This is a genomic window from Sphaerisporangium sp. NPDC049003, assembly GCF_043197795.1.
Taxonomy (GTDB): Bacteria; Actinomycetota; Actinomycetes; order Streptosporangiales; family Streptosporangiaceae; genus Sphaerisporangium.
Genome location: NZ_JBICTU010000019.1, coordinates 72,372 through 86,485, shown reverse-complemented (window position 1 = coordinate 86,485; position 14,114 = coordinate 72,372). Strand labels below are relative to the sequence as shown.

The 14,114-nt window shown below is 71.3% G+C and carries 14 protein-coding genes; 3 read left to right on the top strand and 11 right to left on the bottom strand.

The window, feature by feature from the left end; genetic code table 11:
- Positions 1 to 36 precede the first annotated feature (36 nt).
- The gene (locus ACGFIV_RS21600) at positions 37 to 297 is read right to left on the bottom strand and encodes a phosphopantetheine-binding protein (RefSeq protein ID WP_358546561.1); all 261 of its coding nucleotides are present in this window, start codon (positions 295 to 297) and stop codon (positions 37 to 39) included.
- A gap of 307 nt (positions 298 to 604) precedes the next feature.
- Here ACGFIV_RS21600 and ACGFIV_RS21595 point away from each other — a divergent pair, with 307 nt between their 5' ends.
- Genes ACGFIV_RS21595 through ACGFIV_RS21585 form a run of 3 tightly spaced genes read left to right on the top strand, consistent with a single transcriptional unit; the run spans position 605 to position 4,823 of the window.
- Positions 605 to 2,644, top strand: coding sequence for a condensation domain-containing protein (locus ACGFIV_RS21595; RefSeq protein ID WP_358546564.1), 2,040 nt, complete (start codon positions 605 to 607; stop codon positions 2,642 to 2,644).
- Between the two features lie 53 nt (positions 2,645 to 2,697).
- Positions 2,698 to 3,615, top strand: a complete 918-nt coding sequence (locus ACGFIV_RS21590) for an LPD16 domain-containing protein (protein ID WP_358546567.1) — start codon at positions 2,698 to 2,700, stop codon at positions 3,613 to 3,615.
- A 44-nt stretch (positions 3,616 to 3,659) separates the two neighbouring features.
- A complete protein-coding gene (locus ACGFIV_RS21585; protein ID WP_358546569.1) occupies positions 3,660 to 4,823 on the top strand; it encodes a cysteine desulfurase family protein in 1,164 nt (387 codons plus the stop codon).
- A 96-nt stretch (positions 4,824 to 4,919) separates the two neighbouring features.
- On the opposite strand, the gene ACGFIV_RS21580 is transcribed toward ACGFIV_RS21585, so the two are convergent.
- From ACGFIV_RS21580 to ACGFIV_RS21535, 10 genes are all read right to left on the bottom strand, one after another.
- On the bottom strand, positions 4,920 to 5,930 hold the full coding sequence (locus ACGFIV_RS21580) for a hypothetical protein (RefSeq protein WP_358546572.1): 1,011 nt from the start codon (positions 5,928 to 5,930) through the stop codon (positions 4,920 to 4,922).
- 252 nt (positions 5,931 to 6,182) lie between these two features.
- A complete protein-coding gene (locus ACGFIV_RS21575; RefSeq protein WP_358546575.1) occupies positions 6,183 to 7,352 on the bottom strand; it encodes an ABC transporter permease in 1,170 nt (389 codons plus the stop codon).
- Positions 7,349 to 8,527, bottom strand: a complete 1,179-nt coding sequence (locus ACGFIV_RS21570) for an ABC transporter permease (RefSeq protein WP_358546578.1) — start codon at positions 8,525 to 8,527, stop codon at positions 7,349 to 7,351. Before ACGFIV_RS21570 ends, ACGFIV_RS21575 begins: the two co-directional genes overlap by 4 nt.
- Before the next feature lie 2 nt (positions 8,528 to 8,529).
- Entirely contained in the window at positions 8,530 to 9,513 is a 984-nt protein-coding gene (locus ACGFIV_RS21565) for an ABC transporter ATP-binding protein (RefSeq protein ID WP_358546581.1), read from the bottom strand.
- Entirely contained in the window at positions 9,510 to 10,526 is a 1,017-nt protein-coding gene (locus ACGFIV_RS21560; RefSeq protein ID WP_358546584.1) for a right-handed parallel beta-helix repeat-containing protein, read from the bottom strand. Before ACGFIV_RS21560 ends, ACGFIV_RS21565 begins: the two co-directional genes overlap by 4 nt.
- Positions 10,526 to 11,131 carry a hypothetical protein gene (locus tag ACGFIV_RS21555; RefSeq protein ID WP_392837178.1) on the bottom strand — a complete coding sequence of 202 codons (606 nt, stop codon included), beginning with the start codon at positions 11,129 to 11,131 and terminating at the stop codon, positions 10,526 to 10,528. The genes ACGFIV_RS21560 and ACGFIV_RS21555 overlap by 1 nt, the downstream gene beginning before the upstream one ends.
- Positions 11,128 to 11,913 carry an alpha/beta hydrolase gene (locus ACGFIV_RS21550; RefSeq protein WP_358546590.1) on the bottom strand — a complete coding sequence of 262 codons (786 nt, stop codon included), beginning with the start codon at positions 11,911 to 11,913 and terminating at the stop codon, positions 11,128 to 11,130. The genes ACGFIV_RS21555 and ACGFIV_RS21550 overlap by 4 nt, the downstream gene beginning before the upstream one ends.
- A gap of 11 nt (positions 11,914 to 11,924) precedes the next feature.
- Positions 11,925 to 12,773, bottom strand: a complete 849-nt coding sequence (locus ACGFIV_RS21545) for an ester cyclase (protein WP_358546593.1) — start codon at positions 12,771 to 12,773, stop codon at positions 11,925 to 11,927.
- A gap of 1 nt (position 12,774) precedes the next feature.
- On the bottom strand, positions 12,775 to 13,203 hold the full coding sequence (locus tag ACGFIV_RS21540; protein WP_358546596.1) for a phosphopantetheinyl transferase: 429 nt from the start codon (positions 13,201 to 13,203) through the stop codon (positions 12,775 to 12,777).
- Positions 13,200 to 14,105: an ACP S-malonyltransferase gene (locus ACGFIV_RS21535; RefSeq protein WP_392837172.1), complete on the bottom strand. Its 906-nt coding sequence runs from the start codon at positions 14,103 to 14,105 to the stop codon at positions 13,200 to 13,202. Before ACGFIV_RS21535 ends, ACGFIV_RS21540 begins: the two co-directional genes overlap by 4 nt.
- Between the last annotated feature and the right edge of the window lie 9 nt (positions 14,106 to 14,114).

Below are 14,114 nucleotides of genomic sequence, written 5' to 3'. Positions count from 1 at the left end.
ATCCTCACACTCGTGACCGGCGGTGACGCCCGGTCGTCATTGCGCGGCCACGAGCGCGGAGAGCGCCCGCCACAGCGAGCCGACGGTCGCGAACGTCTCCTCGTCGAGGATGTCGTCGGGAAGCTCGATGTCGTAGCCGTCCTCCAGGGCCACCAGCAACTGGACGACGCCCATCGAATCGAGCCCGAGTCCGGCGAGGTCGTCGCACGCGGAGAAGTCATCCGATCCGGCATAAGGCAAATGCGGCCGCAGGATATTTTGAAACTCGCGAGGTATTTCTAATTCCACCATGGTCATCGTGCCACCTCACAGCGAGGGCCGAGCGCTCAGACGACATGGAGAAATGTCGCCCCCATACAGCCTGGCCCCGCGCGCGGCCACGGTCAAGCCCGGTGCCCATTCGAACGAAACCGGTCCGGTGGCAGGTTGTCACGTTCCTGAAGATGACACCGCGCCCTCGTTGTAACGCCCTTCGGAAAAGCCAATTCTCAATCGCATTCAACTATCCTGAGAAGCGCTGTCGATCCGACGACTGGCAAGTCGCACCGCCGGCGAACGGCGCATCGTGCGGAGTGGGCGTCGCGACCGACTGTTGGAGGCTGAGTTGTCCGCTGCCAAGAAGGCCGATCTCTGCTGGGGCCAGCGTTACATGTGGCTGAGGTATCACCAGCTTCCGCCGCGGGAGCGCCACGAGACGCACATCGTCCTGCACCTGGAGATAGCCCACGACGTCACCGTGGCGAACTGCCGGGCGGCGGTCAACTACCTGACGCGCCGGCACGAGGCACTGCGCACCACATATCACCTCGACGGCGGCGACCCGTACCAGCACGTGCATTCTCCGGCCGCCTTCCCGCTCATTCACGCGACCACGGAAAAGGACGGAACGGCCGCTCCCGGCGAGGTCGTGGAAAAGCTCACCACCACCGAATTCGACCTTTCCACGGAATGGCCCATCCGTGTGTGCGTCATCACCACGGCGGGCGTTCCGAAACAGCTCGTCCTGGTGCTCAACCACCTGGCGGTCGACATGTGGACCGTCCGGAAGATCAAGCGCGAGCTCAAGGTCCAGTGCGCCGGCTTCGGCTCCCGGCGGCCCGCCTCCCTGGAGCCGGTGCGTCACCAGCCGATGGACCTCACCCGGTACGAGTCCTCGCGCGAGGCCGCCGCCGTGGCGGAGACCGCCAAGGCGTTCTGGAGGGAGGAGCTCGCGAGGCTGCCCGCCGACACGTTCGGCGCGCGGCGTGTCCACGACGCCGAACCGGTGGCGCGCGGCGCGACGCTGACCTCACCGTCGATGCTGGACGCCAGCCGCCGCATCGGGGCCAGGCACCAGGTGTGGCCATCGCTGGTCCACGTGACCGCGTACACCATGCTGATGGCCGCCTACACAGAAAGCGGCACGGTGGGCCATCTCTCGTTCAGCGGCAACCGCGAGTCCAGCCCCTACTCCGACGTGATGACCTGCATGTTCTCCCCCATGCTGGTGCGGGTCGACTGTAACGACGACCCCACCTTCTCGCAGTTGCTGCGGCGCGTCACGGACCGCTTCGAGCGGGCGCAGGCCCACTCGTACGCTCCTTACGACGAGGTCGCCGAGCTGGTGTCGCGCGAGAGCACGCGGCGAGGGCAGGCCGTGCGCATCGGGTCGGAGCTGAACTTCATCAAGCAGCAGTCCAGGGACTCGAAGGCCAGGCGCACCAGGTTCACCTGGAGCCCGGCGCCGACGGGCTGGGCGCACCACGGCGGGGACACCTACTTCCGCGTCGACGAGTGGCGGGACGCCGTCGTCGTCACCCTCAACGCCGTCTCCACGGTGATGGACGCCGACTCCATGGAGCGGTTCCTGCGGGGCTACGAGGCCGTGATCCAGGCGCACGACGACCCTTCGGCGGACCTGCGGATCAGCGACGTCGCGCGGCTGGCCGGCTTCACGCCGCCCCCGCCGGCCGGGGGGCGGATGGCGGGAGCCGGGGACGACCTGGTCGACCTCGACCTCGTGGAGGCCGTGCTCGCGCTCCATCCCGCGGTTCGCGCCGCGCGGGTGTCCACCGACGGGACGGGCGGCCTGGTCGCGCACGTCGTCGCCGGCGAGCCCGTCACACCGGCGCGGCTTCGCACGCACTTCCTCGGCCACGTCTACGACCACCACCCGGTGCGCTGTCCTGACCGGTTCCAGATCGTCCACCAGACCCCCGAAGGCGTCCGGACGGAGGCCGAAGGGGATGGGCGGAGCGCCGAGCCCACCTCCCCGATGGGTGAGGCGGAGCAGACCCTGGCGGCCGTCGTGGGGCAGGTGAACGGGCTCGGCGACGCCGACCTGTCGGCCAGCTACACGGACGCCGGGGGAAGGGCGCTGCGGATCCCCCGGGTGCTGGCCGTCCTCGCGGACCACGGCTGGCAAGGGATCCGCGTCCACGAACTGGCCAGTGCCCGGCCGCTCCGCGCGCTGGCCGGCCGGCTGACCCCGGTCCCGGGCGCCGGACCTTTCCTGCCACACCTCGCCGGGACCGCACCGGGCCCCGGCACCGAGCGTCCGCCCTCCGGACCCGCCCCGGCCCGCTATCGAAGCGGCCGTGTCACGCGCGTGCCCGAACAGGCGCACCGGGTGGCCCCCGCCCTCGCCGAGGAGATCGCGCGGTGAGGACCCGGACCACCTGCCCGTACCCAGAACTTGAGCAAGACGGAGTGGTTTAGATGAATGACGCTCTAGAAGACCGTCCCTCCAACGGGGTCAGCAGGACCCACCAGTTCGTCGCGTCGGAGCAGGAGCTCCGCCAGGCGCTCGACCGCGAGCTGTCGGGCTTCGACCTCGACAGGCTGGTCATCATGGGTGGCCACTTCATGCTCTTCGAGGACGACGCCTCCGGCCGGCTCGTGCCCGGGGTCATCGAGGAGCAGAAGTCCGACACCATGCGGCGCAGGATCGCCGGCCGCGTCGGGATCTTCCCGGGATACAGCTGGACGATGTCGGTCGACCTGCTCAAGTCCTACTCGGAGGTGTGCGACGACGTACGCCTGCTCCTGTTGATCAACGACTGGCAGTACGTGCCGACGGCGGGCCGTCCGGCGAGCGAGCTGCGGGCCGAGTTCTTCGAGGGGTTCACCCGGTTGCCCGCCGAGTACGAGAAGGTCCTGCGCAACTCCGGGCTCTCGCCGGACCGCGTCCTGTCGAGCCGCAAGCACGCGCTGTCGTTCCCCGAGACGTGGCTGAAGTACCGCTTCCAGAAGGCCGCCGACAAGTTCGTCAAGCAGGGGCTGCTGGAGAAGCGCGTCCTTGAGACCGGCAAGGAGGACACCGACAGGAAGGACACCGAGGTGGCCTTCCTCGACGCGGAGGGCAACTACCGCACGCTCATCAGCTGCGGCATCACCGGATGCGCGGGAGAGATCACCGAGATGATCTCGGAGGTGTACCGCGCCGGCTACCGGGCCATCGTCATCTTCGCGCCGGGCGAGTGCCTCGCGCCCGTCCAGACGGGTGTCGACATCGCGCTGAACCTCTACCGCCTGACGGGCATGCTCGTGGTCATCGCCGACCCCGGCGGAAGCGGCGAGATGTCCACCGACGAGATCTACTCGAAGCTCGTGACGGTCAGCACCTTCCGCAGCTGACGCGCGGCGGCGCGGGCGAAACACCGACGGTGACGGACGGGACAATGAAGGTCATCTACCTGGACAACTGTGCCACGACACGCGTGGACGACGAAGTGTTCGACGCGATGCTGCCCTACCTGAGGGACGACTTCGGGAACCCGTCGTCGCCGCACGTCCTCGGCAAGCGGGCGCGCCGGGCCGTGGACGCCGCCACCGAGTCGGTGGCGGCGCTCCTCGGCGCCTCCCCCGAGAGCGTCGTCTTCACCTCCGGAGCGACCGAGAGCAACAACATCGCGCTGCTGGGGATGTTCGCGCACGACGACCGCTCGCCGGTCAACGCCCTCTTCTGCCCGACCGACCACAAGTCGTCTCTGGCGATCGGCCGGGCGCTGGGCAACCGGGGGATCGGCATCCGCACGATGAAGGTGCGCCCGGACGGGCTGGTCGACCTCCCCGACTTCGCCGGACGCCTCGACGCCCACTCCCGGGTGGCCACCGTCGCCTGGGTCAACAGCGAGATCGGCACGATCCAGCCCGTCTCGGAGCTGGCCGCGCTCAGCCACGCCGCCGGGTGCCTGCTGCACGTCGACGGAGCCCAGGCCGCCGGCCGGATCCCCATCAGCGTGGCCGGCGCGGGGATGGACACCCTCGCGATCTCGGCCCACAAGATCCACGGGCCCAAGGGCATCGGCGCCCTGTACGTGCGGCCGGAGGTCCGCCGCCGCCTGCACCCGACCACCTACGGCGGTGGCCAGTACGAGCTGCGCAGCGGGACGATACCCACCCACCTCGTGGTGGGCCTGGGCAAGGCGTGCGAGCTGGCGCTGCGCCGGCTCGGCACCGACTGGGAACGCGTCACGCGGCTGCGCGCCACGGCGCTGGAACTGCTCACCGCCCGCCTTCCGGGCGTTCGGTTGAACGGGTGCCCCCACGCGGGGGTGCCCCACATCCTGAACCTCGTCCTGCCCGGGGTGCGCGGCGAGAGCCTCGTGGCGAGCCTCCACTCCGTGGCGCTGTCCACCGGGTCGGCGTGCAACTCGGCGTCCCAGGAGCCCTCGCCCGTGCTCACGGCGATCGGGGTCGGCGCGGAGGACGCGAACAGCTCCATCCGGATCTGCCTGGACCCCGGCATGGCCGAGGAGGAGCTGGTGCGCGGCATCGAGCTCGTCTGCGAGCGGGCCGAGGGCCTGGCCGATGTGGTCGTCGCGATGCAGGGCGCGGGGTGACCTCCGCCGCCGGAGGCATCGGGGGACGGCGCGGCGCGCGCGACGACGTCCGATGCCGCCGGGCGGACAGGGCGGGCCGGGCGAACGCGGGCGCCGTCACGTGATGTTCGCCGAGAACCTGCGGGCCGCCTGGACCCCCGCCTGGAACCGGCTCGTCGCGTCGAGGTCGCGCATCAGCGTGGCGATGTGACGCCGGCAGCTGCGCACCGACATGCCGAGCTTGCGGGCCACGATCTCGTCGGTGTACCCCTTGGCCATCAGCCCGGCGATGGACTGCAGAAGGTCGTCCGCCACGTTGGCGTAGCCGGACTCGACTCCCTCAAGCGGTGTCGCCCCGTCCCACAGGTGGTCGAACAGGTCCAGGAAGAACTGGGCGACCCCGTGGTTGTGAACCCGCGCGACGTTGGTCTCCCCGTCGGACAGGCCGAACAGGACGACCAGCGACCGGTCGAAGACGACCGCGGACCTCGGTATGTGGCTGGTGGTGCACACCGCGGCGCCCGCGTCCGTCAGCTTCTTGATCTTCATCCGGGTGGAGAGGTCCGCGCGGTCCCGGTGCTGGCAGATGATGCGCACGGTGATCCCCCGCCCGAGCAGCGGCAGGTAGGCCAGCGAGAGCTCCTCGGCGTCGCTCTTGCTCGACTGCAGGATGAGCACCTCGTCGCGGCAGGCGTCGCCCGCCATCTTCAGGAAGCCCCTGACCTCCATGGTCCCCGCGAGGTACTCGATGGAGGTGGAGCCCGAGCTCTGCCCGCCGGAACCGGCGCCGTCCTGCCGGAAGACGTCGATGCGCTCGCGGATCTGGTCGATCAGCTCGCGGCGCTGGTACATCTCCCGCTCGACGGAGGAGACCAGCGACGCGGTCGCGACCTCCGGATCGACCGGGACGAACCGCGTGCCCGTGGCGCTCTCCTCCGTCCTCAGCAGGCGGCTGGCGACCAGGTGGTCCACCGCCTCCTGCATCTCGTGGATCCCGATGCCGAGATCCGCCGCCGCCACCTCCAGGGCCTCGATCGAGCCCTTTCTCGCGGCGTAGCGGTACACGTCCCTGACCTGGTCGCCGCCGGCCGGTGCCGCTCCGCCGATTAATCTGGCCATCGTCTTCATGAACTCCCCCTCATTGTCGTGTCACCTGTCCTGGTCTCGCTCACCGGGCACCGGCCCCCGCGGCCCGGAACTGCTCCGCCACGGACGTACGTACCGCCCGTACGCGGACTTCTAGAGTTGGACGCCGAGCCGGTGGCACGCCTCGGCGTCGATGTATCCCCTGCGCGGGGCGATGGCCGACCGCGAGGAGTTTCCCCTTCATCGAGACCCGCCCTTCCTGGAACGGCCGTTGAGCGACATACGGATGGCGGATCAGGTGAGCGTCCGGGTACGGCGGCCGAACAGGACCAGCGAGAGGCCGAGCAGGAGGGCCGCCATGCCCGCCAGGACGGCGACCGGAAGGAGGACCGCGCCGATGCCCGTGCCCGGTTTCGACAGGGTGAGAAGCGCGTCCATGCCCCACGCGTGCGGGAAGAAGTGGCCGATCGTGTTGAGGGTCTCCCCCGCGGCCTCCTGGGGCCACAGGCAGCCGCCCAGCATGCCGAGCACGATGCCGAGGGGCGGGCCGATCGCCGGGGCCTGCTGCGAGGACTTCACCAGGCTGCCGACCAGGATCGCCGCGCCGGTGGCCACGAGCGCGAACACCCCGACGACGACGGCGACTCCGAGGGGGTCCCCCCACGAGACGCCGAACACCGCGGTGCTCACCACCATGATCAGGACCGCCTGGGCGACGGCCACGATGAACCTGCTCAGCGCCTCCCCGAAGAGCACCGACCGCCTCCGGACGGGCGCGGTCAGGGAACGCTGGATCATCCCCAGCCTGAGGCTCTCGGCGAGCGCGGCGGCGACGGCCATGGAGTTGATGAAGGTGAAGAGCAGCAGGTTGGCCGGGGCCGTGTAGGCGAAGCCCCGAGGGTGGGCGGCGGTGTCGGAGGACACCACCGCGACGCGGCCCGACTCGGCCTGCGCCTTGCGGACGTACTCCTCGGCCTGCCGCGGGGACGCGCCGGCGGTCCTCGCCGCCCGGGTGGCCTCCAGCACGGCGGCCACCTTCCCGATCGCGACGTCGACGGCACTGCGCGCCGCCATGCCGCTGCCGTTCGCCTGGGTCATGACCAGCTCGAACTTCGTCGATCCTTCTGGGATCACCAGGCCCGCGGCCAGGGAGCCCTCCCGGACGCCCGACCGCAGGTCTTCCTTGGTGTCCACGCGCGTGATCGCGAGGTCGGGGTGCTCGCGCAGCTCGGCGAGGACGGCGCCGGTGACCGGGTCCGTGCCCTTGGCGACCACCCCGACGGGCAGCTTGGAGGCTCCCGCCGTGCCCCCGCCGAGCGCCATGCCGACGAAGACGATGCTCAGGAAGGGCATGACCACCATGAAGAACAGGCCGACCTTGTCACGGGAGTGACGGCGCAGGTTGGCGGCCACCAGCGCCAGGACCGGACGCGGCCTGAGCCGGTCCGCGATACGCGGCGTCATACGAGCAGCCCCTTCCTGAACCCGAGCGCGGCCAGGACGCTCGCCACCAGCGCGATCAGGCAGAGGACGGCGATGGGGACCGCCACCGTGGCCAGGCCGCCGCCGGAGCCCGCGAGCCCGGTCAGCGCCGTCGAGGTCCAGCCGTTGGGGGTGAGCAGGGCGATCTTCTGAAGCACGTCGGGGAGGTTGTACATCGGCACGAGGCTGCCGCCGAAGAACGCCGCCACGAACGAGACGACCATGATCACCCCGTCGGCCTGGGCGTCGGTCCTGGCCCTGCTGGCCACCAGCATGGTGATCGCCGTGGCCGCCAGGACGTGCGCGACGAGCAGCGTGAAGACCGCCGGCGGGTCGCCCCAGGTCGAGCCGAAGATGAGCACCGAAGAGCCCCAGGTGACGCAGACGCTGACCACCGCCAGCGCGAACCCGACGGCCGCCTTGCCCACGATCGGGACCCACGGCCTGATCGGCGCGGCCAGCATCCGGTTGAGGGTGCCCTGCTTCCTCTCTGTGAGCAGGCTCCTGAACGAGGCGCCCACCACGAAGAAGGCGAACAGCGCCGCCATGCCGGAGCCGTAGTACACCGACAGGTCGACCTTGCCTCCGGCCATGGGGTCGTTGGTGAGCGTCAGCGCGGGTCCCGCCGCGCCGTTGCGCTCCACGAACTCCTTGACCTGGTCCGCGGGCACCCCCGCCTGGAGCGACGCGCGCACCGCGAGGGTACGGGCGTCCACCAGCGCGGAGATGTGGTCGACGATGGCGTTGGCCAACACGCCGGCCAGCGGGGCCTCGGCGGAGCTGAGCACGTTCACCTTGCCGCCGTCACCGGCCCCGACGCTGGCGCTGAACCCCTTCGGGAACACGATGGCCGAGCCGATGTCCCCGGCGTCGAGCGACTCGCGCGCCTCCTGCTCACTGGGCAGGTCGCGGAGCGTCAGCGTGCCCTGGAGCTCCTTGGTGGACATCACCTCCTTGCGCACGCTCGCGGGGAACTCCCCGCCGTCTGAGTCGACGAAGCCCACGGTGGCCCGCAACGGCGGGTCGTCCCCGCCGAGGGCCAGGCCGAACAGGGTCGCCAGGGCCACGGGGACGATCAGCGCGATCACCAGGGCCGTCCCGTCGCGCAGCCGGGTGCGCAGCTCCAGGGCGCTTACCGTAAGAAGCGATCTCAGCATGGTCAGTCCCGCAGGGTGCTGCCGGTGAGGTGCATGAAGGTGGCCTCCAGGTCGGGTTCGATGACCTCTACGGCGGTCACGGTGGCGATGCCGTCGACGGCGCTGATGATCGCGGGCAGCAGGTACCGGCCGCCGTCGGCGATCAGCCGCACCGAGCCGGTGCCGGTCCTGACCGCCTCGATGACGCCCTCCACCGTCCGCAGCTTCGCGAACGCGACGTCCACGTCCCCGTCGAGCATCAGCTCGATCTTGTCCGCGCTGCCGACCATGGAGACGAGCTCGTGGCGGGTGCCGTCGGCCACGATCCTGCCGTGGTCGATGATCGCGACCCGGTCGCAGACCCGCTCCACCTCCTCCATGTAGTGCGAGGTGTACAGCAGGGCCATGCCGTCGGCGACGAGCCGTTCGACCCCGTCGAGGATGGCCTTGCGGCTCTGCGGGTCGACGCCGACGGTCGGCTCGTCAAGGATCAGCACCTCGGGTTCGTGCAGGAGCGCGGCGCCGATGTTGATCCGCCGCTTCATGCCGCCCGAGTAGGTGTCCAGCTTGCCGTCCGCCCTGTCGGACAACCCGACCAGTTCGAGCACCTCGTCGATGCGCCTGGCCAGCGCGCGGCGCGGCAGGCCGAAGATCCTCCCGAAGAAGCGCAGGTTCTCCCGGCCGGTCAGCTCGGGGTAGAGGGCGATCTCCTGCGGCACGTAGCCGATCTTCGACTTCGCCTTCATCGGGTCGGCGGCGAGGTCGGTGCCGCCCACCAGCACGGTGCCCGCGTCCGGCCGCAGCAGCCCCACCAGCATGGAGATGGTCGTGGTCTTGCCCGCGCCGTTGGGGCCGAGGAGCCCGTAGGCCTCGCCGGGGGCGACGGAGAAGCCGACGTCCTGGACGGCCACGATGTCGCCGTACTTCTTGCTCAGACCGGCGCAGGACATGGCGGGCACGGTGCCGGGCACGGGGCCGGATAAGGGGCCGGACACGGGAGCGGTCATCGTCCCCACCCCTCCACGTCCTCGGGGACGCCCTTGTCCGCCTGGTTGCCGGCGAAGGTCTGCCGTGTCAGGTCGGCGTCGATCTGGAAGTCGAGCGGGCTGTTGCCGGTGACCTGGTTCCACAGGATGTGGTTGTCCACGGCGTCGTCGCCGCCCCAGTCCTTGGACGAGCCGAGGACCAGCGCGCCGCCCATGACGGAATCGCCGCTCGGGTGGTTGTCGTGGATCAGGTTGTCCACCACGACGACGCGGTGCGTGCCGATCAGCGCGAGGCCCACCCCGGAGATCGGCGGGCCCGCCGCGCCCAGCCCGTCGGGTTCGGCGCCGCTGGCCAGCCCGTTGCCGCGCAGCTCGTTGCCGGAGACCAGGCAGTCGCGGACGCCGCCTTCGGGTTCGCCCTCATAGGTCTGGTTCAGCAGCATCATGCCGATCGCATTGCCGTGGCTGACGTTGCGCACCACCCGGGCGGTGGAGGAGTTGTCGACGAAGATGCCGAAGGCGTTGGCGAAGGTCTCGTTGCCGGCGATCCGCCCCTTCGCCTCCGGGCAGAAGCTCAGGGCGATGCCGCCGTACTGGCTGCCCGACGCCCGGCACCCCACCACCTCGCAGCCGGAGGACTCGCGGACGTAGATGCCCCAGACCGCGTTGTCCCTGGCCTCGATGTCCTTCACCGCCAGCCCCGCGACCGAGTGGGCGTAGACGCCCGCGCCGGAGAACCCGCTCACAGAAAGCCCGTCGATCGTGACGTCGCGGACGCCCTCGCCGTACACGCTGACGCCGCTGACGACGTCCTCGGACGCGTCGTGGAGACGGGGGACGTCCGGGGGCGGGGAGTCGCCGGGGACCAGCAGGGTACGTCCCTGGCCCATGCCGCTCAGCGTCACACCGCTGTGCCTGATCCACACGCTCTGCGCGTACGTGCCCTCGGCGAGCTGGATCCGCGCCCCGGGCCCGGCCTCGTCGAGCGCCCGCTGGATGGACTCGCCGGGCTGGACCGACCTCACAAGGGACATCACCGGTCCTCCTTCCTGTCGACGAAGACGATCGCCAATGAGACGAGCAGTCCGGCGCCGTACCCCCACCGGGCCGCGCCCGCCACCGTTTCCACCACCGTGTCCGCCGTCGTTTCCACCACCGCGTCCGCCACCGCGTCCGCCACCGCGTCCGCAGCCGTGTCCGCAGCCGTGTCCGCAGCCGTGTCCGCCGTCGCGGGCGCCACGGTGCCCCCCGCCGCGCCCACCGCAGGGCCTTCCTGTGACGCCAGCCGTACGAGGGCGGCATCGCGGCAGGCGCCACGCACGTCGTAGGTCGCGCCGCCGGTCAGCGTGAGGCCGGTCGACGCGGTCAGCTCCTCGGCCGCCTCGTCGAGCAACCGGCCCGGCCACCCGGAGGGCCGTTCGGGCCTGGCCTCGAAGTCGTGCCAGCTGAACCCCGGCGGGCGGCCACCCACCGCCTTGATGAAGCTCTCCTTCACGGGGAACGCCGCCTCGCCGGTGCCGAGCTCCCGCTCGGCGGGGGTGGTGATGTGGCGGCTGAACACCGCCCCGCCCCGTTCGGCCGCCCTGGCGAGCCGGTCGGCCTCCACGATGTCCACGCCGATGAGCACCGGCGAGGTCATGCCGAGACCCCGGCGCAGCGGGTGAGGAAGGGCTCCAGGTGCGCCGTGTACTCCTCGGCACGCTCGATCATGGGGATGTGCCCGCTGTCCTCGACGACCAGCACCTCGTTCTCGGGGTACTCGGCGAGGACCGTCAGCCACGGGTCGACCGGGGTCATCCGGTCGTGCCGGCCCCAGATGTACATCGACGGGATCCGCACCTTGTCGAGCGCCGGCCTGACCTGGTATTTGCGGGTGGCCTTGAGGCTCCGGGCCATGCTGACCATGGCGGAGGGCTGGAGGAGCATGGTCCCGACCTCCTCCATCTGCGCGTCGGTGAAGAAGCGCTCCTTGCTGTGGAACAGGGCGGCCAGCATGCGGTCGCCGAACTCCTCGCCGACGGGCCGTACGCTCCCCCTCCGGTCGAAGCTCAGGCCGACGTCGGGGTCGGGGGTGAGGCCGGGGGCGCCGCTCACGACGATCCCCCGCACCCGCTCCGGATGGCGGCCGGCCAGGTCGATCGCCACCAGGCCGCCGAGCGAGTTCGCGCAGACGATGACGTCGCCCACTCCGGCGGCGTCGCAGGACTCCAGCAGCGCGTCGCCGAGGCGCTCGATGGACCCGGCCACCGTACGGTCGAGCGCGCAGATCGCCTCGTTCGTGCGCAGGACGCCCCAGCCCGCCTTCTCCAGATGCCGGAAGGGGTGGTCCCAGATCCAGCCACCGGCGAACAGCGCGGACATGAACACCACGGCCGGCCGGGTGCCGTCGCCGAGCCTGTGCTCGGTGGTGAAATCGGACATGGCTGCTCCAGTCACAGTAGGGAGACGTCTTCGGGAACCCACCCGCAGCCACAGGCCGCGCCCTCGCCGACCTTCACGACGCCCTCGCACTCGGGGCAGCGGGCGTAGTCGCGGACGGCGGAGGGAAGCCAGACGCTGGTGAACGCCCGGGTGCAGAGCCCGCTCTTGAAGAAACGGCGCATCGCCCGCTGGTGCGGCCGCGCGTGCACCGCGCGGACGGACTCCGGCCGGTCGAACGCGCTCAGGGTGAACTTGCGGTCCCCGATGTCGAAGGTCGCGACGCCGAGGAAGCCCTTGGACGCGCTCAGGGACTTCACGATCTCGACGCTGAGCAGGTCCACGTCGGCGGCCTCCGCGTCGTCGCGGATCTCCAGCCAGGTCAGCGTCAGGGCCCCGGGCCGCTCCGTACGGCCCGCCCTGGCCCGCGCGCTGGTGCCGAACTCCCGCACCTCGTCGGCCTCCGGAACGAACCGCGCCGAATAGCCGAGCGCCTCGGCGACCGCCAGCCGGTCGAAGCACCGCCGTACGTGCGCGCCGTCCTCGCCGAGGGTCACCAGGTCGGTGCCGGTGACGCTGACGGAACCCCCGACCGCCGGCATGCCGAGGTAGGGCGCGCGGTGGTCGGCCTGGAGCGTCCACGACAGGGTGGCCGCCTCGTCGTCTCCGGTCACGCGGTCGACCAGGAAGCGGAGCTGCTTGAAGCGGGCCAGCACCTCGGCCGCGTGCGCGGCCAGCGCGTCCCCGCTCAGCGCTCCGCCGGAGTCCGGGTCGCTGTAGGAGGCGGCCGACGCGGCCACGGCGGCGGCGTCACCGGCCTGCCAGGCCGCGAGGTGCTCCTGCGCGATCTTCCTCACGTCCATGTCACTCCCCGCCGATCTCGTCTTCGGGCAACCGCCCCGAGGTGACCGCCACAGCGAGCACCCGGCCGGAGGTGTGGCTGAGCGAGAGCCTGATCTGGCTGCCGGGGTCCGCCGCCGCCATCAGCGCCCCGCCGAGCCGTACGGCGGGCGGGTGCCCGGCGTGGCACGCGGCGGTCCTCGCGCAGTTGGCGGTGGGCCGGGGCAGCACCTCGGCCTGGCCGAGGTGCTCGGCCGTCGGCGGAAGGCCGAGCAGCCGCAGGACCGCGTACTTGCCGGCCAGACGGCCGGCCCAGTGCTGTAGCGAACCGCCTGAACCCGACCGGATGCGCTCGGCCGCGGTGTAGACCTCCTCCAGCCGCATGTCGCCGACCAGCTCCTGCGGCCGGGTGAGCCCGGCGAAGCCGACCATCGCGCTGCCCCACCGGTTCATGCGGCACGCTCCCTCGCCAGGCGCCGGAGCGTGGCCGGATCCGCCATGCTCAGGCAGCGCGCGCCGGCACGCCGGGAGAGTCCCGCGAGCACCTTGCTGTCGCCCACCTCGACGCCGGGGGCGATCTCGTCCACGGCGGTCACGGTGGCTGTCCACAGCACCCGCCCGGTGAGCTGGGCGATCAGGGCCTCCCTGATCACGTCCAGGTCGGTGGTGGGCTCACCGGTGACGTTGGGCACCACGGGGACGCGCGGCGGGCTCATCGGCGCGGCGCGCACCGCCTCGGCCCAGCCGGGTACGGCCGCCGCCATCAGCGGCGAGTGGAAGGCGTTGCCCACCTGGAGCGGCACGATCTTGCGCGCCTCTGAGGCGTTGGCCGCCAGCCGTGCGAGTGCGGGAAGGGCGCCGGAGACCACCACGTGGCCGGGCGCGTTCTCCAGCCCCACCACCAGCGGCTCCTCGTCGGTGCCCGCCTCGGCCGCCAGCTCCTCCACCTCCGGGACCGGCAGGCCCATCACCGCGTGCATCCCCCCGATGACGCCGACCCCGGCCATCAGCCGCGACCGGAGCTCCACCAGGCGGACGGTGTCGGCCAGACCGAGCACGCCCGCCGCGTGCAGGGCGCTCAGCTCGCCGACGCTGTGCCCGGCGACCACGCCCGGCTCGAACCCCTCCTCCGCCAGCACGGCGAGCGCGGCCAGATTGCACGCGGTCACGGCGACCTGCGCGTGCTCGGTGGCCACCAGCCGCTCCAGCGGCCCCCGCGCGCACACCGGGGAGATCGGCCGCGACAGCAGCCCGTCCACCTCGTCGAGCCGGTCGCGGGCCGCCGGCCTGCGGCGCAGCCACGCGCCCATCCCGACGCGGACCGTGCCCTGTCCGGGGAACAGATAGCCAAGCATGAACGCCTT

Excerpts from the sequence above, each read along its gene's own strand:
- ACGFIV_RS21600 (WP_358546561.1), bottom strand. The coding sequence starts at position 297 with ATGACCATGGTGGAATTAGAAATACCTCGCGAGTTTCAAAATATCCTG.
- ACGFIV_RS21590 (WP_358546567.1), top strand. The coding sequence starts at position 2,698 with ATGAATGACGCTCTAGAAGACCGTCCCTCCAACGGGGTCAGCAGGACC.
- ACGFIV_RS21585 (WP_358546569.1), top strand. The coding sequence starts at position 3,660 with ATGAAGGTCATCTACCTGGACAACTGTGCCACGACACGCGTGGACGAC.
- ACGFIV_RS21580 (WP_358546572.1), bottom strand. The coding sequence starts at position 5,930 with ATGAAGACGATGGCCAGATTAATCGGCGGAGCGGCACCGGCCGGCGGC.
- ACGFIV_RS21575 (WP_358546575.1), bottom strand. The coding sequence starts at position 7,352 with ATGACGCCGCGTATCGCGGACCGGCTCAGGCCGCGTCCGGTCCTGGCG.
- ACGFIV_RS21570 (WP_358546578.1), bottom strand. The coding sequence starts at position 8,527 with ATGCTGAGATCGCTTCTTACGGTAAGCGCCCTGGAGCTGCGCACCCGG.
- ACGFIV_RS21565 (WP_358546581.1), bottom strand. The coding sequence starts at position 9,513 with ATGACCGCTCCCGTGTCCGGCCCCTTATCCGGCCCCGTGCCCGGCACC.
- ACGFIV_RS21560 (WP_358546584.1), bottom strand. The coding sequence starts at position 10,526 with ATGTCCCTTGTGAGGTCGGTCCAGCCCGGCGAGTCCATCCAGCGGGCG.
- ACGFIV_RS21555 (WP_392837178.1), bottom strand. The coding sequence starts at position 11,131 with ATGACCTCGCCGGTGCTCATCGGCGTGGACATCGTGGAGGCCGACCGG.
- ACGFIV_RS21550 (WP_358546590.1), bottom strand. The coding sequence starts at position 11,913 with ATGTCCGATTTCACCACCGAGCACAGGCTCGGCGACGGCACCCGGCCG.
- ACGFIV_RS21545 (WP_358546593.1), bottom strand. The coding sequence starts at position 12,773 with ATGGACGTGAGGAAGATCGCGCAGGAGCACCTCGCGGCCTGGCAGGCC.
- ACGFIV_RS21540 (WP_358546596.1), bottom strand. The coding sequence starts at position 13,203 with ATGAACCGGTGGGGCAGCGCGATGGTCGGCTTCGCCGGGCTCACCCGG.
- ACGFIV_RS21535 (WP_392837172.1), bottom strand. The coding sequence starts at position 14,105 with ATGCTTGGCTATCTGTTCCCCGGACAGGGCACGGTCCGCGTCGGGATG.